Source organism: Acaryochloris marina MBIC11017, assembly GCF_000018105.1.
Classification (GTDB): domain Bacteria; phylum Cyanobacteriota; class Cyanobacteriia; order Thermosynechococcales; family Thermosynechococcaceae; genus Acaryochloris; species Acaryochloris marina.
On record NC_009927.1, the window covers coordinates 236516 to 257676 of the forward strand.

The 21161-nt window shown below is 42.9% G+C and carries 15 protein-coding genes; 4 read left to right on the forward strand and 11 right to left on the reverse strand.

Annotation, left to right across the window (positions count from 1 at the left end):
- The first annotated feature begins 17 nt into the window (after nucleotides 1-17).
- Nucleotides 18-806, forward strand: a complete 789-nt coding sequence (locus AM1_RS31610) for a hypothetical protein (RefSeq protein ID WP_238549340.1) — start codon at nucleotides 18-20, stop codon at nucleotides 804-806.
- Here AM1_RS31610 and AM1_RS31615 read toward each other — a convergent pair.
- From AM1_RS31615 to AM1_RS31630, 3 genes are read right to left on the reverse strand one after another with little or no spacing between them, the layout of a single operon-like run.
- Entirely contained in the window at nucleotides 770-3163 is a 2394-nt protein-coding gene (locus tag AM1_RS31615; RefSeq protein WP_012167167.1) for a CHAT domain-containing protein, read from the reverse strand. The genes AM1_RS31610 and AM1_RS31615 overlap by 37 nt on opposite strands.
- A 12-nt stretch (nucleotides 3164-3175) precedes the next feature.
- Nucleotides 3176-5680, reverse strand: a complete 2505-nt coding sequence (locus tag AM1_RS31620) for a two-partner secretion domain-containing protein (protein WP_148216027.1) — start codon at nucleotides 5678-5680, stop codon at nucleotides 3176-3178.
- 3 nt (nucleotides 5681-5683) lie between these two features.
- Nucleotides 5684-7006: a cytochrome P450 gene (locus AM1_RS31630; RefSeq protein ID WP_012167169.1), complete on the reverse strand. Its 1323-nt coding sequence runs from the start codon at nucleotides 7004-7006 to the stop codon at nucleotides 5684-5686.
- A gap of 412 nt (nucleotides 7007-7418) precedes the next feature.
- Between AM1_RS31630 and AM1_RS31635 the strand changes: the two genes are divergently transcribed.
- Nucleotides 7419-8177 carry an SDR family NAD(P)-dependent oxidoreductase gene (locus AM1_RS31635; protein WP_012167170.1) on the forward strand — a complete coding sequence of 253 codons (759 nt, stop codon included), beginning with the start codon at nucleotides 7419-7421 and terminating at the stop codon, nucleotides 8175-8177.
- A 168-nt stretch (nucleotides 8178-8345) separates the two neighbouring features.
- Here AM1_RS31635 and AM1_RS31640 read toward each other — a convergent pair whose 3' ends face one another.
- The 7 genes from AM1_RS31640 to AM1_RS31675 all read right to left on the reverse strand — a co-directional run bounded on the left by AM1_RS31640 (nucleotide 8346) and on the right by AM1_RS31675 (nucleotide 17949).
- Entirely contained in the window at nucleotides 8346-9821 is a 1476-nt protein-coding gene (locus AM1_RS31640; RefSeq protein ID WP_012167171.1) for a hypothetical protein, read from the reverse strand.
- 271 nt (nucleotides 9822-10092) lie between these two features.
- Entirely contained in the window at nucleotides 10093-10725 is a 633-nt protein-coding gene (locus AM1_RS31645) for a hypothetical protein (RefSeq protein ID WP_012167172.1), read from the reverse strand.
- Nucleotides 10726-11028: 303 nt separating this feature from the next.
- Nucleotides 11029-14907: a WD40 domain-containing protein gene (locus AM1_RS31650; protein ID WP_012167174.1), complete on the reverse strand. Its 3879-nt coding sequence runs from the start codon at nucleotides 14905-14907 to the stop codon at nucleotides 11029-11031.
- Between the two features lie 972 nt (nucleotides 14908-15879).
- Nucleotides 15880-16668 carry a RecB family exonuclease gene (locus AM1_RS31660; RefSeq protein WP_012167177.1) on the reverse strand — a complete coding sequence of 263 codons (789 nt, stop codon included), beginning with the start codon at nucleotides 16666-16668 and terminating at the stop codon, nucleotides 15880-15882.
- A gap of 66 nt (nucleotides 16669-16734) precedes the next feature.
- On the reverse strand, nucleotides 16735-17262 hold the full coding sequence (locus AM1_RS31665; RefSeq protein WP_012167178.1) for a thermonuclease family protein: 528 nt from the start codon (nucleotides 17260-17262) through the stop codon (nucleotides 16735-16737).
- 3 nt (nucleotides 17263-17265) lie between these two features.
- Nucleotides 17266-17601 carry a hypothetical protein gene (locus tag AM1_RS31670; protein ID WP_012167179.1) on the reverse strand — a complete coding sequence of 112 codons (336 nt, stop codon included), beginning with the start codon at nucleotides 17599-17601 and terminating at the stop codon, nucleotides 17266-17268.
- Nucleotides 17602-17607: 6 nt separating this feature from the next.
- Complete coding sequence (locus AM1_RS31675) at nucleotides 17608-17949, reverse strand: YegP family protein (protein ID WP_012167180.1); 342 nt, start codon at nucleotides 17947-17949, stop codon at nucleotides 17608-17610.
- A gap of 205 nt (nucleotides 17950-18154) precedes the next feature.
- On the opposite strand from AM1_RS31675, the gene AM1_RS31680 reads away from it, so the two are divergent.
- On the forward strand, nucleotides 18155-18586 hold the full coding sequence (locus AM1_RS31680; protein WP_012167181.1) for a LexA family protein: 432 nt from the start codon (nucleotides 18155-18157) through the stop codon (nucleotides 18584-18586).
- Nucleotides 18583-19848, forward strand: a complete 1266-nt coding sequence (locus AM1_RS31685) for a Y-family DNA polymerase (RefSeq protein ID WP_012167182.1) — start codon at nucleotides 18583-18585, stop codon at nucleotides 19846-19848. Before AM1_RS31680 ends, AM1_RS31685 begins: the two co-directional genes overlap by 4 nt.
- Before the next feature lie 69 nt (nucleotides 19849-19917).
- Here the strand turns inward: AM1_RS31685 and AM1_RS37985 are convergent, their stop codons facing one another.
- Nucleotides 19918-21111 (reverse strand): pentapeptide repeat-containing protein, encoded by a 1194-nt coding sequence (locus AM1_RS37985; RefSeq protein WP_012167183.1) that lies wholly within the window; start codon nucleotides 21109-21111, stop codon nucleotides 19918-19920.
- Nucleotides 21112-21161 lie beyond the last annotated feature (50 nt).

Below are 21161 nucleotides of genomic sequence, written 5' to 3' on the forward strand. Positions count from 1 at the left end.
ACCGGTGTCTTACAACGGTGGCACGGATCCTCTCGTCGGGTGATCAACGCCATGCTAAGGGACGTTTGCTTTGTCCTGGGGATCAGGTCCGCCCGATTGCAGGCAAACAAACGCTCGTTCTATGCCATAACGGCAAGTCCCTTACAAAAGGTAAAGAGGGGGAAGTGGGCCGTCTCTGTTCTTCTGGTCCGAAAAGACTTCAGCAAAAAGGCCGCTTGAGATTTCTAAAGTCACGGGGGACAACGGACAAAGAAGGGAAATTAAGCATTGTTCAGCCTTTAGGGACCATGATCATGCAACTTCGCCCTGATTTTGCATGGAAACCCGTGAAGGGAAGCACCCACTATGAAGTGACCCTTCAAGGCCCAAACAGTAAGTGGGAGCAGAAAGTGACTTCAGGGCATCGTCTAAACTATCCCAAAAGTTGGCCTGCATTAGAATATGGCAAAGCATATTATGTGACAGTTTACGCCTATCAAAACGAGAAAATTATTGGTTCAGATCGGACAAAGCTCAATCTCCTGTATGAAGAAGAAATCAGCTTGGTTAATGAGGCCGTTGCGGCAATTCACCAACTCTCCTTATCTCCAGTCGAGGCAGCGAAAGAGCTAGATGCTGTTTATATGTCTTTCAAACTATTGGATCAATCGATTGGGGTTCTACAAAACCTGAAAGACAGTGGACAGAGTAATTCTCAACTTAATCGATTACTGGGTGATCGTTATTACCAAGTCGGGCAACCTGAGCTTGCACCCAGAGCGGAAGAAGCTCAACTCCCGACCAGTATGAAGTTACCCCAAAAATAAGGGTGCCAATAGTCTTTAGATGCCAATAATTTTAACTGAGCTTGTTGCAAAGCTTGAGCCTTGGATCGCCCCTCCTTCAGGCCCTGATAAAACGCTGTAATCAATTCAGTCGTTGCTCGTGACTCCGCTAACCAGAGAGACGCTAGGGTATTTTTTGATCCAGCTTGAATGGCTAATCCAGTAATACCGAGTGCAGATCGCCTATCTCCTTTAGCAGTCTCACAAGCACTGAGAATAAGTAGTTCCAGTGTGGCTTGACCCAGCTCACTTTTCTGGTTGATTAAATCATGAAACTGTTGAGCATTAATCGGTTCGTTGTAGGCCAGGAGAAAAGTTTTCTGAGGATCTGAGCTAAATTGCCCGTGGCTAGCTATATGGATGATGGGGGTTTCTTGGTAAATTGCCGCTTTCAAACGATCCGCCGTGAAATCACGATTGACGAGAGAGGTGAATCTCTGGGAAATCTGCTTAACTTCTCGTAGTTCCTCATCAACTTCAGGTAGGGCGGGTAGGCCCTTGGGAACATCGGGTGAATTAAAGCTAGGAGATTCTTGAGATAGCCCTGCAAATAAGACATTGAGCGACTTAAGACTCTTGGGTTTTCTGGTTTGTAGATAGGTATTGAGGGAATTCGTGACGCTGTAATTCTGGATTAAATACCCTTGACCATCGTGGAGCAGGCTTAAGGGAAGGTTTTGAAACTTGCTATCGAGGACAAAGAGTAAATCACCTGTAGGGGGTAGGTGATCACTAAGGGGGGCAATCAGCTCACTGTAGAGAATCTGTGCATTCCTCAAAAAATGGGCTTCAGAAATTTCTTCCACGGAATCCCCATCAAAGAGGGTTAGCAGTTTAAATAACTCCTGCTGAACGATGGTTGAATCAGGCTGGTGCCGATAGATGCCCTCTGGAGTTTGAGCAATGATTTCTATTTGACCATTGAGATCCAAGATATGGATTGTGGCACTGTAGGACGCCAGCTGTTCACTAGATTGAGCCAAGAGCTTCCCGCATTTTAGATAGTTCTCAAGCTCAGCGACTTGAAGCTGTTGGTGGGTATCCAAGACAAGCTGATAACTTGGAGTGGGAGAAGAAAGTAGAAGCTTGATGTATTCCTGGTAAACAGGCTCAACACTGTTCTTGTAGCTGAACTGAAGATCTGAACTCGCGGAGATCAACATCGTTCGCACCTGATCCAGGTGACTGATCGTGGTATTGTAAGCTGCGATCGCATGGGTTCGCTGGCCGGATTGTTGGTATATCTGCGCGAGCTGCCAAGACCATTGATAGGCAAGGCTATCGTCATTGGAAGACTGAGCGAGTTTCAAGGCTTTACTAAAGACCTTCTTTGCATCCCCTAATTGTTCAGATTCTAGATAGATTTTGCCGAGGGTTCCAAAGGCTTGGGATCTTAAACTGGAATCTTGCAGTAATTTGGCCCTATCAAGGGCTGATCTAGCGTGGTGAAATGCCTCTCTAGTCATTCCTTGTTCGTTGAGTAGCCCACTCAACTTAAGTTCGAGATTGACCGCATCCACCTCATGAAATTGGCTGAAATCAGTTGAGGCTAAATTACTGATATAAGGCTGAATGAGGTGTTGGGATTGCTGATATACAGGGCTTAAATTAGACGACTTGACTGTTTTGAGATGTTGGATTAGTTGAAGGTTATTTAGTTGAGCATGGACCCGATGAGAAGGTATAGAGTCAAGGCTTGTGTATAAGGAAATCGCTTCTAAAGCCTTTTCCTGGGCTGTATTGATGGCCGTCGCTTCACTGGTCGGATCAGCCGTCAATGAGAGTTGATTAATCGCGTCTTTGTATTGGGATTGGTAGCTATTGGCGAGACTGAGTATAATATCGGGGTGGCTAGGATCTAAGGTGGTAGCTCGTTTGAGAACCGTAACTGAGGACTCAAGCTGACCAAGCAGTTGAAGATTGTTGCCCAAATTTTGAAGAGCAGCAAGTTGTTGTTCCGGTGCCAAACCCAGCTTATCCAAGTCTGGAATGGAGAGGGAATTATTCGATGGTCTCTGGCAAATTTCGCGGTTTAAGGTTAGGACTTCAGTTAAAACGGTACAGGCTCGATGATATTGTCCCAATCGTTTTAGGGCAATACTTTGGTTGATCAAAGCACCGTTAAAGCCATTGGAGTGCTGGGCATCTTCATAGACTGATTCTGCATTCTGAAAACGCTTTAGAGCTTTTTGAGGTTGATTGGTATTGAGATATTGCAAGCCTTCTTGAATAAGACTGTCTCCCTGCTGGATTGTGGGGGAGGAGGTGACAGCCGTGGCTTGATATGGACTAGAAACCAATAAAAGCAGACTGAGAACTTGATAAGGGTTGAGTTTCATATTGTTAAAGGCTCAGGTCTTGTCACAGGTTGCAGCTTGGGATGCAATTCGGGTTGTTTGGTCTTGATGCTCCGCGATGAGGACAAGCTTTCCATCAATCTTTTGCCAGCCAATAGCCTCTTGAATGACGGGGAGATCTGGAGCGGTCTGGTTGCCCTCAGAGTTAGATGCCAATTGCATCTGAGAAGCATTCCACGGGACATCAGTGGTAGCGATATCATGGGCTTTTGCCTTTTGGTTTCCTGGCCCCAAGACAACAAACGAGCTGCGCCCTTGGGTTGGATTGCAAGCTGAGACGACTTTCGGTGAACGTTCAACATTAGGAGCGGCTGAAGTTGTCTCTTCAGCATCAGTTCGTTGAGTGTTCACAGTAACAGAACCCTCTTGTTGAGTTCCAGAAGCTGATGTTGCAGTTATTTTTGTATCAGGTGAAAGAAAAAGTCCTACTGTATTAATCTGAATATTTCCACCTCTGTTATTAATTGCATTAGCTGAAATGTTATTGCTCCCAAGCCCTACAAAGACATCAGCATCAATCTGTATATTGCCACCAGGGCCATCACCCTTAGCTGAAGCAGAAATAGTCCCATTATTGAGTAGCAGGAAATTGGATAGTAACTGAATGTTTCCACCATTACCTAAAGCAGTAGCTAGTAACGATGCATTGTCTACTTGAATATTCTGAGCCTGAAGAGAAATATTTCCAGCATCATTTGGTCCGTCATTCCGAACGTTCACTCTGCCACTATCTTTAACCAAGATAGAGTTTGCTGTGATGCGAATGGATCCGGGTTCGCCAGTTGGTATATCTGGTAATTGAAAAAGTGCCCGAAAAAACTCGTTCGTTCTTTCAGAAGAAGATATTATTTGGCTACTATCACGGAAGTCATCGCTTCCTGGGATTTTTCCTTGTAATATCAAACTGCCCTGAACATCAATTTCGATATTTCCTGCATCGCCACTATTGGTAGTTGTTGAGTTAATTCTTCCCCCATCAACGATAGTTAGATTGTCCACTTTGAGGAAAATATTACCTGCATCACCAGGGGAAACAGTAGTAGTACCGATAAAACTAGGATTGAATGATAAGGGTAAATCTGGGCCAATACTAATTGGAGATCCCCCAGAAATGGATATATCATCAAAAGTGACTTTTATGTCACCTGTATCCCCAAGTGACAAAGGACTGGAAGAAGTAGTACTTGAGGAGATAAACCCTCCACCAGTGATAGTTAGCTGACGGCCTTGACCTTTAATGCCCCCTGCATTTCCATTCGTTGTCAAAGATGTAATGGAGCTAGGCCGAAAATTCAACGGAATAGGTGATGTTCCATCAATCAAGAGTGAGTTATCAATGGAAAAGTCTATTTTTCCTCCAGTTCCACCTGCAAAATTAAATGAATTAATAAATCCATAGCTAGTCAACACACCATTTTGTGAAGAAACTTTGATATTTGGACCTGTATAGCTTGAAAAATTTTGAGATACAATTCCACCATATGGGACAGTACCATCAGATAGTGAAACTGTTAATGCGGCTGGATCTTGCACTCCCTGAATGACTAAATCACCAGAAAGGTTAATATTGATTTGACTGTTATTATTGCTTGAATAGTTAGAACTGATTACAAGCGATTGATCATTGATAAGTAAGTTTTTACCACGGATAAATATATTCCCTGATGGTGATCCTGTCGCAGTCAATAATGATTTATTTGATAAAGTGACATCGGCAAAGTGAACAATCTTTTCATCGTTAAATTGAAACCCTGTAGGATCGAGTGATATACCTACTTCTCCTTCATCAACACTACTCAACACTAAATTTCCTGATGGTGATGCCACAACACCACCATTAAATATAATATTCCTTCCAACAAAAGCTAAAGTTTGATTTGGAGTTTGGAAGGGAATGGATAACGGGGAGTCAACAATAGGGCTTCCAGCAGGCAATGGGTTAGCTCTTTGTAGGGAATTCCCTGTGCCCTGGATTGTAATAGATCCTGATGAAGAATCTATGCTTAAACTTACAGGTAGACTTTTACTTAATAAAGAGATTTCATTAATAGAATTTAGATCAAGTTTTTTGCCATCAAGAAAATCTATTCTATTTGCAGTAGTTGCAATAAATGATCCACCAAGACTTAACTGGCTGCGTGGACCAAAGATAATCCCATTAGGGTTGATAAGGAATAAGTTTGCTGCTCCATTCGCTTGCAATGTACCGTTAATATTAGACATTGAAGTTCCTGTAATTCTGGCAAGAATATTTTGGATACTAATATCATTCAAAAAATGGGCTGTCCGATGTGATGGCACAGAAAGAGTATCAAAGCTATGAAAAAGATTCACTCCTGAACGTGAACCACCTGTAATTACATATTTTTGCTGATTAACAGAAACTCTAGAATTATTCGGAAGTGTTGAGTCAGGAATTATCTGAGCTTGTGCTATTCCAGAAAATAGCAAAAAATACATCCCTAATCCTTCAGGGATAAAGTTATTTCTAAAAAACATCTTTTAGTTAATACGAAGTTTAGTTATAAGGCCATCTTTAGGTCTGGGTAGGGGGACTAGATCATACTCAAGATTTTGATTTGGCAACAGTTCCCAATCACATTGAGATATTAGAGAAGATGCAAATATTTTCATCTCTAGCATGGCAAAGTCTTTGCCAATGCATTCTCTGACACCCCCTCCAAAAGGAATATAGTTGGAGCTTTTAACTAGCTCTTTATGCTCAGCAGGATTGAAGTTCTCAGGATTAAATGAATGTGGGTTTGGGTAAGTTTCCTTATTGTAATGAGTGAAATCTATTTGATAAAAAACAAGCCATCCTTTTTCGACTTTATATCCACCGATCTCACATTCTTTTAAGACTTTACGAAAACCAGACACAACTGACGGTACAATCCTCATAGACTCTAGAAGTACTTTGTCTAGATAAGGCATTGAAGACTGATTTATATCTGGATTATGGGGGATGTTGCTTTGTTCCTCTTTACATCGACTTAAAATATCAGGGTGCAAAGATAAATTCCTGCATAATGAGCAAAGTGATGACGTTAGTGTTTCATGGCCTGCAAATAAGAGAAGCAGAATTTGGTGCTTTACTTCTTCAACTGAGAGCTTTTCTCCATCCTCCAACTCTGCATCCATTAAATGAAATAGAGCATCATCATACGTCTGACTGCTACTCAATCGATCTTGAATAATTTCATCTACTAGCTTAATTAGTTTCTTCCTATCGACTAGAGACTTTCTTGTTTTTGTAAATGGAAGGGGTGGGGCAATCGCAAATAATCCATTACTCCAGCTTTTGAAGTATTCACATAGTTTAGTTTCAGAACCATTGTCTAAACTGATTAGATATTTTGATGCGATATCAAAAGTATAGTTGCGTAGCTCGTCGTACCACTTAAAGCTATCTGTCTTTGCCCATTTATTTATATAGCTTTGTGTAATCGCGTGAATCGTTTCCTGATAAGATGCTAGTCTCCTGGGTGAAAAAGCTTTGAGGATTAACTTTCGACGTTTTAGGTGAGTTTCCCCAGTCTGTAGCGATAAGGAATATTCACCTAAAAGTGATTTCACGTTGCCTACGGGGAAAGCCTGAAAAAACTTATTTTCATTAGAAAGTATGAAATTAACTTCATCTCCTCCACCTACAAAAACAATAGGTGTTCCAAAAAGGCTAGTTATAAAAATATTTCCATACTTCTTTTGATGGTCACTAATAAAGTTCTTATTCTTGATGAATTCTAAAGATTCACCAACAATAGGCAAGCCTAAACTACCTGGAGGTAAGCTCGCTTCTGTATATTCTAATGTCTCTAAAGTCATTATGTTGAAGTGAATAAGCAGTTTTCAGTTTGATGAGGCAAACCCTTTTTCCTCTACTGAAAATATTCAATTGACAATATGACTAAAAGATTAGTCTATACTTTCTGAAGTAAAAGATATATAGAATCTATCACTAAACATAACTGTTATTGCATGTTCGAGTGTAATTTAAGGACGTTGAATACTCTTTTTTACTCCTAAAAAAAACGGTATTACAGTACTGTACATCATAACCATGCAATAACTGTAATCTACTCCTGTAGCCTTCTTTGAACTAAATAAGACTTATAAGGTTATAAGGGTAGATTTAGTACAAAATATAAACAATAGGCGAGGATTTATTATTTTTTGCTCGTTTTTGGGTTATTAAATGGCATGATTCTTTCTAAGGACAATATTCAGTTAATGATTTATGGCTTGTTTGCAGGGAAAAATTGCTGTTGTTACAGGTGCTGCATCTGGCCTTGGGAAAGCCATCGTTGAGCGATTTTCCAAGGAAGGTGCCCAAATTGTTGTTGCAGATATCAACGAAGATTTAGGGCGGGATGTATCGGCATCACTAGCTTCCAGCCACTTCATTAAAGTAGATGTCACGGATCCAGCTTCTGTTGAGAAATTGGTGAGGTCTTCAGTTGAGCGCTATGGGCAAATAGATATTCTGGTGAATAATGCTGGAATTGAAGGTGAATTATCACCGACTATCGATAGTAGCCTTGAGAATTGGCATAAAGTAATTGCTGTTAATTTAGATGGTGTCTATTTTGGTATTAAATACGGTGTTGCCGCCATGCTAGCTAATCGTAATGGTGGAGTCGTACTTAATATGTCATCAATTGTAGGTCTGGTTGGTTTTGGTAATCTCCCACCATACTCTGCTTCAAAGGCTGGTGTGATACAGCTTTCAAGGGCTGCTGCAGTTGAATACGCTGCCCAGAGAATACGAGTCAATGCTATCTGTCCAACTGTTGTCAGAACACCACTATTAGAGCGGGTCATCGAAAATAGTCCAGATCCAAAACAGACTCGTGAGCGGATGGAAAATATGAACCCCTTACCTGGTTTACCCACCCCAGATGATATAGCTGCCGCCACATTATTCCTCGCTAGCGATGAAGCCAAGTTTATAACTGGAATAGCACTACCGATAGATGGGGGGTATACAGCTAGATAAAGTGATCTAAAAATTTCTTGAACAGAATTTGATGAGCAGTAAGCAAAGACAAAACCTAGCTGTGGAGGCATGGTTTAAAAACAGGGGATTTTAGGTTACACTTCCACGGCAAAATAAACCATCATTTCTTCGATGGCTTGAGGTCTACTTCTACCCAATCAGGTCAGACTATGCCCTTTGGAATCGCTTGAATCCCAACAACTCTAGCCAGTGGGGATGAGGTTCTCCGGTTAGCAATTCCTTAGGGCTTTTACCCTCGCGCTCAGGAACCTCACTACGCATGAAGCAGCGGTGATTCAAGAAGTACTGCAACAGTCCCAAATAAGAGTTTCCAAGGGTACGGCGTAGAAAGAAGTAGTTGCGCAGCCGGGAGTTGAGATTCTCTACTAACGAACTGGCTCTAGGTGTCTGTTTGAGGGCTTCAGTGACTGCCTCCATCAGAAGGTGAAACTTTCCAGAAAGTCCCCGATACAATTGATTCCACTTTTCCCAGTAGGCATTGGAAGTGGGCTGTTTACGATGCAACAGACAGACGTCTCTAACCTTGGCTAGTGAGACTTCCAGACGTTCAGCAATCTCAGCAAGCTTTTGATCCAAAACACCCGAAAATGCCAGGAGCTGATCGCGTTGATTGTGTAATGCTTTCCATAGTTTGCGCAGCATGGGGAACTCACCATCATCGCGCTGTTTGAGTTCTATTTTGATGAAGTCAAATAACTCCTGACGGACTGACAAGAGGGGACCTGCCAGTTCGAGGACATCATGGGCCATCCACTGGAACAGAATTTTGACATCTTTGGCCAAACCTAGAAGTCTCTGTTCTCGACGCTTGAGGTGGACCCACTTGCTCGTCAATGACCGCGTGGATTCTTGGGCAAGGTGGGCTTTAGCGATGTCCTCTTCCAATTTCATTCGCGATGTAGTGGCCCCATTAGCCTTGCGCGTCAAACTCAGAACCAGTTCCTCAAACTGATGGAGGATATGGAAGACATCTCCATTGCAGGGAGTGCTGGGCATGACTGCTTTTTGTCCTGCCCTCAAGCCTTTTGCAGCATCCGCAATCGTGAAATCAGGGTCGAAACCTTGGGATTGAAGTTCGAGTAAGTACCATCCCCAGGTGTCTTCATCCCGATGCTCTGCAGCTTTGAGGAGGTAGCAGTAGGTGGAGGAAGCATCTACTCCAGCCAATACGGGCAGAGAACCTTGAAAGATTTCATCATGAAGACCCTGCTTAATCGTAGACAAGTCTTGCGATTGGTTGATTTCTTCTGCCTTGGCCGCTGCAACTTCCAAACGATTACGAACTGTTCCCAAGCTGATGGACCAGTCGAACAGATCACGCAACAGCTCAACAACCCCTCGATAAGAGGAATGGCAGATCAGCACCAACGCTAGAATCAGTTGGAACAACCAAGTTTTGGTGATCGGTAGATAGAACAGAACCTCGTCATCCCCTTTATCGCCGAGGAAGGATTCATCCAACGCTTGAGCAGCAATTGCTTTCTGCTCATAGACAAACTTGCGACTGGTTTGATTCTCTCTAGCAATGCGAGCAATGGGAATGGATCTTGATAGAGCCTGAATGCCGATATCTTTGCGGATCTTTGGCGGAAGTGTGGCTGCAATTGCAGGAGTTGAAATCATGCGGAGGATCAATTCAGGGGAGTGACATTAAGACTTCAGGTTACCTTGATCGCTCCTGAAGTGTTACCCACTTTTGATCCAAGCCTATTTGCCTAAGTCAATGCCTAGAATTTTCATAGAACTTCTCCTGTGGGTTGGGGAATCGGTTGACAGGTCAATGTTTTGTTCAAATTGTCCTGGTTTTCCAACCCACGGCTTACATGGATTCTGAATTCACAAGGGCACAGATGAGATGATCTGCCCAGTCTTATCAACGGTGATAACTTCTTTGTTAGTACTCGTCGGGGTTAAGCGATCTTTTTTTTTCGATATTGGGATCGACAATTTCACCCTCAAGAATCAACCCCTGATCCTGATGTGGGTTCAGTTGTCGAAGTGATTTAGCAAGTAGCTGATCCTTGAGAAGGGCAAAGTCTTTGTCAGTGGCCCCAAGTTGTTTGAGGACATCGATTTTATCCTTAAAATTCTCCAGTTCTAGTTTCTCAGCCTCGATCCGGGACCGATACTGTCTATCTTTCTGGCGCTCATGCCGATCATTCAGGTAAAGCCTAATTTTCTCCAAAGGATTGAGCTTACCCAGAAAATCCCAAAACCCAGGCGAGTGCAGCTCAACCCCAATCAGCCTCAGCCGATCCGCTTCGGGGACCATCGCCGCGACTTTTTCAGGGGTGGGCGGCCACCATGCCATCCACAATAGGTTTCGGATCGGTAGCCCCGGATTATTGCCCGTGCGATAGAATTCTTCGGCCTCTTCAAGGATGCTATCGAAGACATAGGCACTGTTATAGGCATACTCTAGATCTCGCAAGAATCCAGAAACATCACCCACATAGGCATCCCCATCCCCGAAAATTCGGAGAGCACTTCCTTGGGATGTTTCAGTAGCTGTGAGTGTTGAGACCACGCGATGACTTAATCAGGGCTGAAATCAAGATAAGGGCTTTAACGGCCAAGATCAAGGGAATTTAGGAGTTTTCCTGATCTTCTAAAGACGATTCTTTCTCTTCCAAGGCAATATTCTTAGGATGGGGTACGGGTCTTTTACTAAGCACCATGAAAACGCCATGTTCCTTGACCAATCATCGCAGCGATGCTCATAACCGTTCCAAGTTCTGCCTGTCTGCCTACTAAGTGTATGGAGGACTCTGTTAAAGCAAAACAGTTATGCTTACATTTGATTTTTCTTGTATGAAAAAATACTCAAGTGTCAGCTTCGACAGATTCCTCCTAAAGCGAGTAATGTTTCTTTCTGAGCATCGGTCAAACCTGTTGTTTCAGTAATATTCATTCCTGCATATGGCTTAGTAGGTCTAAGAGTAGCTATGCATTTTCCCATTGAAACATTCCAAATTTTTATTGTTTCATCCTGACTGCTAGTGACAAGTAATTGACCATCAAAACTAAACGATGCTGAGAATATTGCATTAGTATGTCCTTCCAAGATTCTCAAACACTGCCCAGTATCAACCTTCCACAATCGAACTGTATGGTCAACACTCGCTGTAGCAAGCAACTGCCCATCAGGACTGAAGTCCATATCCCAAATTGGATGGGAGTGACCTTCAAGCTTATGGATATATTGGTTCGTATTTAAATCCCAAAGTATTGCTGTGTGATCAAAACTGCCGCTGGCGAGTATTGTTCCATTGGGACAAAAAGCAACTGAGCTCACACATGATGAGTGGCCATTCAAAGTATTTAAACATTTCTCTGATTGTATATTCCATAGCTTTATGGAACAATCAAAGCTTCCTGTGGCAAGAATTTCTTCTTTAGGACTAAAAGCAACGGACCATATCCAATGATTATGTCCCTGAAATGTTGTAAGACATACGCCTTTTTGAGTATCCCATAACTTAACAGTTTGATCAGAGCCACAGCTTGCCAGAATTTTCCCTTTTGGATGGAATGCAAGTGACCAAATACCCTTATCATGTCCACTTAGGATATGCTTACACTGTCCAGTTTGGACATCCCATAGTCTAATAGTTTTATCATTTGTACTACTGCCACTTGCAATAACTTGTTCAAGAGGGCTAAAAGCAATAGCTCTGATAGCATCTGTGTGTCCAGCTAGAGTTACACATTGCTTACTTCTTAGAGACCAAATTCTGAGTAATTTGTCTTCACCTCCGCTAATGATGTACTGATTTTCTTGATGAACTGTCTTAGAACTTTCAAAATGATTAATCGGTAATCTTGCAAAGAGGGCTGCCCATGTTGCCTGTGTATAGCCTAATAATGTATGCAAACACATACCACTTTTAATGTCCCAAATCTTGATAGAACCATCCTCAGAACCGCTTGCAATTGTTCTTTGGGTAGAATTGATAGCTACTGACCAAACCCAATTCGTATGGCCAAAAAGAGTTTTCAAGCATTGTGTAGTTCTTATATCCCAGATTTTTATAAGATGATCTGCTCCGCCACTAATCAAGTAGTCACCAGATGGACTGAATACGATACAGCGTAATGCATTGGAGTGCCCTACTAAAGTACTAGTGCATGCACCATTTATCACGTTCCATAGCTTAATGGTCTCATCATCACTGGCACTGGCAAGTGCTTGTCCATCAGGACTATAAGTAATAGACCAAACCCAACCTTCATGGCCAGACCAAGCTTTCAAACAAAGACCACTTTTGATATCCCAAATACGGATAGTTCCATCAGCATATCCAATGGCCAGGTTTTGTCCATCAGGACTAAAGGCGGTAGAACGAGCGCCATGACTATACTTAAATATTTTATGACATTGACCTGATTGGCTATTCCATAACCTCACGGTGCCATCATCACTACCACTAACTAATTGCTGACCGTCAGGACTGAAATTAATTGAGTAAACAACATTAGTATGACCTGTTAACAGCTTCAGATTCTCACCTTTTTCCACATCCCAAATCATTATCGTTTGATCAGGGCTACCACTAGCAATAAGATTGCCTGTAGGACTAAAAACTATAGATTGTACCCAAGATGTATGGCCTGTTATAGTGCGTAGATGTTGTCCATTTTCAGAATCGAAAAGACGAATCTTTCCATTAACATCTCCTGCAGCAATCATCTGATCATCTGGGGAAAAGGCAATTGAGTGAACACTACCTAAAGTTTGTGAAAAAACAGATTTTGATAAGTCTGAGCCAGTGAAATTAACTCCGTATAAGTTAATTCCCCTCATATCAGCTTGCCAGACCGAGAGATGAGAAAAGTTGTGGTCACTTAAATCTACTTGTAAATGTCGAAATAAATTCACAATATTTCCACCAACATATCCCATTTCTTCCAGAGACTTTCCACGAGTAAGTGAAAGTAAACGAGATAAACAAGATGCTACGTTTGGCTTACTCCCCAAAAGCGTAATTAGTTCATCTATCAGTGGTCGTAAGATAAGATGGACCTGTGCTTCCTGAACATATTCTTTGGCTTGAGCTTTAACTAGAGCATGAGTTCTTAATAGATGTAACTGCTGTATTTTGCTATCAATATCGTTGCTGTAGATCTGAATCTCATTGCAGATTTGCTGGATAAATTTATGGGTTAAAAATTCCATCAAAACAGGTTGAAGAGTATAACCCTCAATGGTCACCTCAATTAAAGATCTACCTTTTAGAGACTCAAGGGCTTCGATGAGGGTCTGCTGATGATGTGAAGCTAGAAGGTCATCCCTCAGGCTGAGGAGAGTAACTGGTTCACGATTAATAGCTAGCCAGTACATTAGATATTTCTCTACCTGTGATAAGCGATTAAATTGATGTTCCAGTAAATCCCTTATATCGCCAAAATTAGCTATATGATTTATTAACTTGGGAATACGCCCTAAAAAAATGGTTTTGATTGTTGCAGCCACAATATTCAAAGCCAGTGGATTCCCGGAATAATAATTCACAAGTTCAACAGATTCATATTCAACATCCTGTAATCCCTTGGCATTCAGTAGAGCCTTCCCTACCTTTAGAGAAATTCCTGAGAGTTCAAGGGAACGAACAGGAGAATTTTTCCCTTCCCGCATCGATAAACTTTTTGGTCGTTCTCGACTGGTTAACAATACACAGCTTTGATGGGATTCGTCAGCAAGTCTACGTAGTAGATGGCCATACCCTTCATATCCTTTCAAATATCGTCCGCCAAGCTGACCACTCTGTAAAACAGATTCAATATTATCAAGAATCAGTAAACTGCGATTCTTACGCAGATAAGAAATAACTAAAGAAATGCGATCATCATTGCTCTCTGGTAAGCTTGAAACTTGCTGTTTAGAAAGAAAGGATATTAGATTCTGTAAAAGGTCATTAAACGGTAAAGCATTCCTAAGAGAACGCCAATACAAACATTGAAAATAATCTTGATTGATTTGAGCCAACTTAGCTGCTAAGGAAGTTTTACCAATACCCCCCATTCCAAGAAGGCTTATTAGACGACAATTATCCTCCTTGATCCAGTTTGTAAGTAGAGCTAATTCAGACTGACGCCCTAGAAAATTTGAAGTATCAACAGCATCTCCCCAATCTACTTTTAGATTATATGAATTGTTCTGATCGGCAATCAAATGATCAGTTTTAGCATCTAGCTCATTTCTTTTAGATTGGTTAATAGCACTAATTTCCTCCAACAAGTCGAACTGATTCCTAGTAACTTGCTTAGATTTATCTGGCTGTAGTTTTTCCCACTCTAAATCAAACTGCTTTAAGTTATCAGCTATTTTATGCCTGGAGTACCAGAAACAAATACTAAAATGCCACTTATCTGATCCTCGTGGCTGAGATCGATTATCGGAAAGAACTTTTAGAAATTTTTCTAAGAGCTTGAGTGATTTTTTTATTTGGTCAGAGCTTAGCTGACCTTGATATTTATCACAATGAATCAGCCCTTGTAAAGCTCTAATTGTTGTTTCGATGACTAGCAGATTTTCAGTTTTCCAGTTGTAGCAAATTTTAGATCGGAGACTATCAGGTAGTAAAACTTCATCATTTGCATAAGTAAGTAAGGCTTCTAGTAAACGCTTTGTACGTTTCCTTGTTATGGGACCATAGGTCAAATGGCTATGACCTTTTTCAGCAGTAGAGTTCGATCCAAAATAAGTCATGAATCAATAATTGATACATATCTAGATAAGACAGTCTAGAAAACTTATCAGCTATATCTAGGATATTTACGTATAAATTGTAGGATTTCTTAGATTTTAAAAAAGTTAAGTAGACTTAATAGGTTATATAACTCTATATACGCTGATTTATATAGGTTTCAGAGAAGAATAGAAAAAGTTTGCCTAGAGCTAAGAACATGGGGTGAAAATAGTCTATTAGTTAATAGGAATAAAAAATTTCTCCAAGCATCTCAATCAACTAGGCCTCAAACGACTGAAGCTGCGTTTTGGGGCAGCTTAAGCCTAAAAGCCATGAATAGCAACAGTTTTGGGCACTCTCATTAAATATTGATTATTGAGAATCTAGTCAGCTCGCAAACGCTGTAACGACAGAAATTGGTTGAGTGCTATAGTGCATTTATACTAAATTGCACTATATTGCAGCTTCCGTTGTTTTAGACCTTTTAGAGATGATCGATGGACCAACTGATGAAGCTCTCAAAGAGGCTAATCAAGACTTTATACGATGGCCGAAGGCCAGTCGAAGACCATTGCAAGCCCTAACTGGCTAATCTCAGTTTTCTGAATATGGTGATAGAAGAACTACGCCAATTACTGACCCCGCTAGATAAATCACTCACGGAATGTGACGGCATGACTCGTCTTTGTCATACCCTTCTTCTCCAACACGACATCCCCCATCAAGTTTATTGTGGATCTTGCCAGGTTGAGACTCAGTTGATTCCCTTACATTTTTGGATTGACTTAAAAGGAGTTCTACGAGGATGGCGCGTGGATTATAGGCTGAGAATGTGGATTGGAGACAAGAAACTGGATGTTCCGCATGGTGTATTCAATTTCGCCGCGTTCTCTCAGGTTCACTATCAAGGTGAGACGATAGAGATGTCACCATTGTCTGAATCGCTTTTTCAGGTTCTGATGCTGGCTCCTAATTCTCCTTCATAGTTTCAATCAAAACCCCAAAGCCAACTGTACCTGCTGCGTTCCCCTAGCCCCTTCTGGGAGTGGCTCTGGCTCCCCTGACTTCGCCGGGCAATATTTCTGATACCCGCAGCGATCGCAATGCTGTCCCGTCACAGGTTTCCATTCCTGATCACATCTGAGCTTCATCGCCATGTCTTCAATTAGAGATCGGGCTTGTTGGTGATGATCGTCGTTGACCTCATAGGTCAGTTTCTCGTTAGAACGCAAGTAGATTAGACTCAGGCGTTTGAGCGCTTTCTTGTAGATCTGTTCCAGTATCAGATAATAAAAACCCAATTGGATATCCACGGATGGAGGAGGATTGACGGATTTACTGGTCTTGTAGTCAATCAGTTCCAGACCATCATCGATATAGTCCAAGCGATCATACCGACCAGATAGGGTGAATTCGATATTACGAACTTGGAGATTTGCCCTGACTTTTGTTTCTATTCCCAGCGGTTTGCGGATTTCGGGGAGTGGGGAAATATACCGCTCATAGTAAAGCTGCAGTGCTGCCCACCCCTCATGGATCTGAGTTGGGGTCAATTCACCATTATGTTGCTGCCAACAAACGGCAAACCAATCGAGGGAAGGAAGAGGGTAAGCGTAGTTCCAATCCTTGTAGATAGTGGCTAATGCCGCATGGAGAGCATTGCCAAGCTTAGTTGAACCAAATAGAGTTGGCGAAGGTAACTTATGCTCATACCTAAATTGATAGGACTGGGGGCACTGTCCATAGGTTTTGAGCTTGGTGGCCGATAGAGGGTAGGACATGGGCGTGTGTTAACGCATAAGCCTATAGTAGATCAGATGTATTAAACCCTAACCCTCGGTCCAATATTATCGCCGATTCCTGCGATAATCCCACGGCATAACTGGGTTTGGCTGACTCCAAAAATTGAGCTTTCGTGATCTCGCATCATTCTCTGCGTCAACATACTGATTTGCTGTATCGGAACAACCATCAAGGTAGCGGTGATAGACCACGGCATAGCCTTCCCTCACCAGCTGTAACCCCACTGATTTCCCCTCCGAGTAAATCTCTGCCACTGTGCGCCCATATTGATCAGTGGTGATTTTCCGAAGCTCGATATCTGCTCCACTGGGTAACAGGGCCTTAAGTCGTTGACCAGCTTCAGGACCAAACTCTTGGTCGTGCTCTGGAGCATCAATGCAGCCAACACGAACCTTGCTCGATGACCCATCTTGAGAGCGCACTTTAAGGCTATCCCCGTCACCCGTACTGAGAACTTCGACGGAGGTGGTGTTCGCTGGGGCAATGTCGGCGTTAGTGGCTTGGGGAGGTGGGCTGCATCCCAAAAGGAGAGGGGGAATGAGGAGAGAGAGAATTGGAATTGTGTTTTTCATCAGTTAGTTGATCGAATCATCAATCCAACCACATTCCCTGCAATCGTAGTGGATGGGTCTGCTATCCCCAAAGTTTGCACCACACTCTGGGCAGGCTCCTGTGAAAAAGGGGTGTGATTCCAGAACCTCTATCCGCTCTGATGAGGTGAGATAACCTGCCCAGTCCTTGATCAGCTCACCATCTTCATAGAATGCCCCCACTGGCTCCCAGTCCTCGATTACTTCTGCGAAGTCAGAGCAAGGATTCTGAACTGGGCCACTGGGATGAATAGCACAGACTAAGTACTGGGAGCCAAGGTATCCGCTAAAGCGTTCGCATCTGTGACAGAGGACAGTCATCAAGATTTACTCCGCTGCGGTCAAGTCCTCGACGGGCGCACCTGGGGCATTGGTTTTCACAGAGGAGATGCCATTCTCCATCGCAGAAGTCGAGGAATACATTTCACTGTTGCCAATGATTTGCCCGTTGGTGGCTTTAAGAACAAAATAGGGTTCTTGCTTCTTCGATTCCCGCCGATCATACAGGTTGTCATGAGGGGCATTCGTCTGGACTGAGTTAATGCCATTTATAGCAGCAGCTTTGGTGGTATACATCTCACTTGTGAGAATGACTTGGTTATTCCCTGCTTTCAAGTTGAAGTGGAATTGACCATCAGAAGCCCGTTTGATTTCAAACTTTCTTCCCATATCAGTCACCGAAATATTAGTAGCTATCTCATATTTTTATTTACGGTGAGAATCAGACTGAATAGCTCAATTGATAACTATATCTTTTGGTTTGAGCCTGGAAAGATTGACTCTCTACTTCAAGCCTTAGCTAGAGAATAAACTATGCCGTGGAGAAAATAGCTGAAACTGTGCTAAACATTAATAGTACATATATATTATTACAATGCTTGTTCGATCAGTCCATGCTGTCGAGCAGGCAGATTCCGTCTGCCTGCCTATTTTAAGTGTTCCTGTTTCGGCTGGCTTCCCTTCCCCTGCTGATGACCATCTCCAGAGTGAATTGAACTTGCAGGATGCCTTAGTTCATCACCCCGCAGCAACGTTTTTCATGAAAGTCGAGGGCTATTCTATGACAGGCTGCGGAATCTTCTCAGGAGATTTGCTGATTGTGGATCGCTCTCTTGATCCTGTGGATGGGGCCGTTGTAATCGCCGTTCTAGATGGTGAGTTTACAGTGAAGCGATTTCGTCGTTCCAAAGGACAGGTTCTGTTAGCTGCTGAGAATTCTGACTATCCTCCGATTACGGTGCAAAAGGGAATGGACTTTTACGTCTGGGGGGTCGTCACTTTCGTGGTTCACGGGTTGGCAACTTGAAACAGCGTCTAATTGGGCTTTGTGACTGCAACTCATTCTATGCAAGTTGTGAATCTGCCTTGAACCCTAGCTTGCAACATAAGCCCGTGGTCATCGCTTCCAACAATGATGGGGTTGTTGTCACCGCCAATGCAAAAGGTAAAGCCTTGGGTCTGGTCATGGGTGTGCCTTTGTTCAAGGTTCAAGCGCTGATCAAGAAACACGATGTCCGGGTTTTCAGCTCAAACTATGCCTTGTATGGTGACCTGTCTTCCAGAGTGATGACGATTCTGGAGACCTTTACCCCCGAGCAAGAGATTTACTCCATAGATGAGTGCTTTATGCGAATGCCAGAATTTGCTGAGGCTACGACATACTCCCATAAGGTGCGTAAGACGGTGCTGCAATGGACGGGGATTCCTGTATCTATAGGGATTTCAACCTCTAAGACGTTGGCTAAGATTGCCAATCATGTAGCAAAAAAGCAAAAGCAGTATGGTGGGGTGTTTGATATTTCTGCTGCCCGTAATGCTGAGGGGATTTTAGCTACCTTTCCCGTCGCAGACATCTGGGGGATTGGTCGCCAATACAATAAGTGGTTGTTGAGTCAGGGAATTGAGTCAGCGAAGGAACTTCGGGATGCGAATGAGGGGCTGATCCGCAAAAAAATGGGCGTGGTGGGGGTGCGGATGATCCATGAGTTGCGGGGTATCTCATGTTTGCCCCTGGAGCTGGTTGCTAAACCAAAGAAGGAAACTTGTGTCTCTCGCTCTTTCGGTCAGCCTGTGACGGAGTTAGCAGATTTGCAGGAGGCGATTGCGGCCTATGCATCTAGGGCAGCGGAGAAGCTGCGTCATCAAGAACAAGTAGCAGAGGCTATGGTTGTGTTTGCTCGGACAAGTCCGTTTAAGTCGGGGTATTTTCGCCAATCTGCGACAGTGCAATTCCCCATAGCCACTAACTACACACCAACAATTGTGGAATCTGCCCGTAATGCGATGGCTCGAATCTATGAACCGGGTCGGGAATTTCAGAAGGCGGGGGTCTTGATGGTGGGGTTGTGCCCTGAGACGACCATTCAGGGGCATCTTTGGGAGAAAGATGAGGGGTGGGAGAAACGGAAGCGGCTCATGTCGATCATGGATGAGGTCAATGACCGATTCGGGCGTGGGACGCTGGAGATTGCTGCATCGGGGCTAAGACAGACCTGGCGAATGCAGTCGAAGTGGCGATCACCCAGGTATACGACGTGTTGGGCAGAGTTACCAGTAGCGAGTTGTTGAGGGTGATGGGGTGCGATTATAGAGGGATTAAGTGGATGATTCGGATGATAAAATTAAGGCCATTCACTCCTACCCCACATCCTGAAAGAGTATGGACAGTCGAGTGATAAATGCACCAAGAAGAATATAGCCGATCAAGACTTGGAACATGACTAGGAAGTGACCCAAAGGACTGGCTGGATTGGCAGATATATCACCGAAACCAAGAGTTGTCATTGTGACTACAGAGAAATAGAACGCTCTCAAAAAAATGCCCCATAGATTGAAAGAATATTGAGTTGATTCACCGGAGGAATTAATAATCTCAGCAAATTGAATCCCTTGAATAAATGAAGCATCTAATCTAAAAGCTATGGGGGAAAGGTATATCAAGGTGAACACAACTGAGACAATTAAGAAGGATAAGATTATCCTCGTTCCTGCACTTCCGTAGTCTGACGACCACCAAAAAAGTCTAACTAAACACGACCAAGTAATTTCAGGAATAGAACGCCAGTATTTTAGCTTAGACATCCTATACAAGTATTTTGGTATTAACCTTGTGTACCTAGGAATCGATTTCCAATCCACATAATATGGATATCTTTCATCCCAGTGCTTCTGACGAATATTGCGTTTCAGTTTTGCCTTTAGAGTCCCATTGATTCTGGCACTATCAAGACCAACCCCGCTAAAGTCAGTATTACAGTCCATTTGACATTCATTCAATAAGGTTGCTCCATCAACTATTGAGAACCTTGCCCTTAAGCCCTTGATGTTAGCTTTACTTAGATTCGCACCACTCAAGTCAGCTCCACTAAGATTTGCCATACGTAGATCAACGGATGTTAGGTTCGTTCCGCACATTCTAGTCTCCCTCAGGTCAACTTCAGATAGAATTGCCCCAAATAGATTCGCCCCGTTAAGGGTTGCTCCTACCAGTTGGGTCTTTCGTAGGTCAGCCCCAATCAGTTGAGTGCTACTTAAGTCAGCCATACTTAGGTCAGCCCCATCCAGATCTACTCCAATTAGGTCAGCCCCACTCAGCTTTGCCTTAAATAAAGTAGCCCTTTTCAGGTCACCATTACGTAGGTTTACTCCAACTAGATTTACCCCAATCAGTTGAGTGCCACTCAAGTCAGCCATACTTAGGTCATATCCAGTAAAATCAAAACCAGTAAGGATAGTGTTACCTAAATCAGGTTTTTCATTGGAGTTTTCTTTCCTCCATTGATTCCACGAGTGAGACCCTTTATTTAATTCACTTAAATGATCAGGATTCACCGTCCTCCTCCCGACGACACCTCCGTGACTTTTCCCTGAAGTTCCTTCCG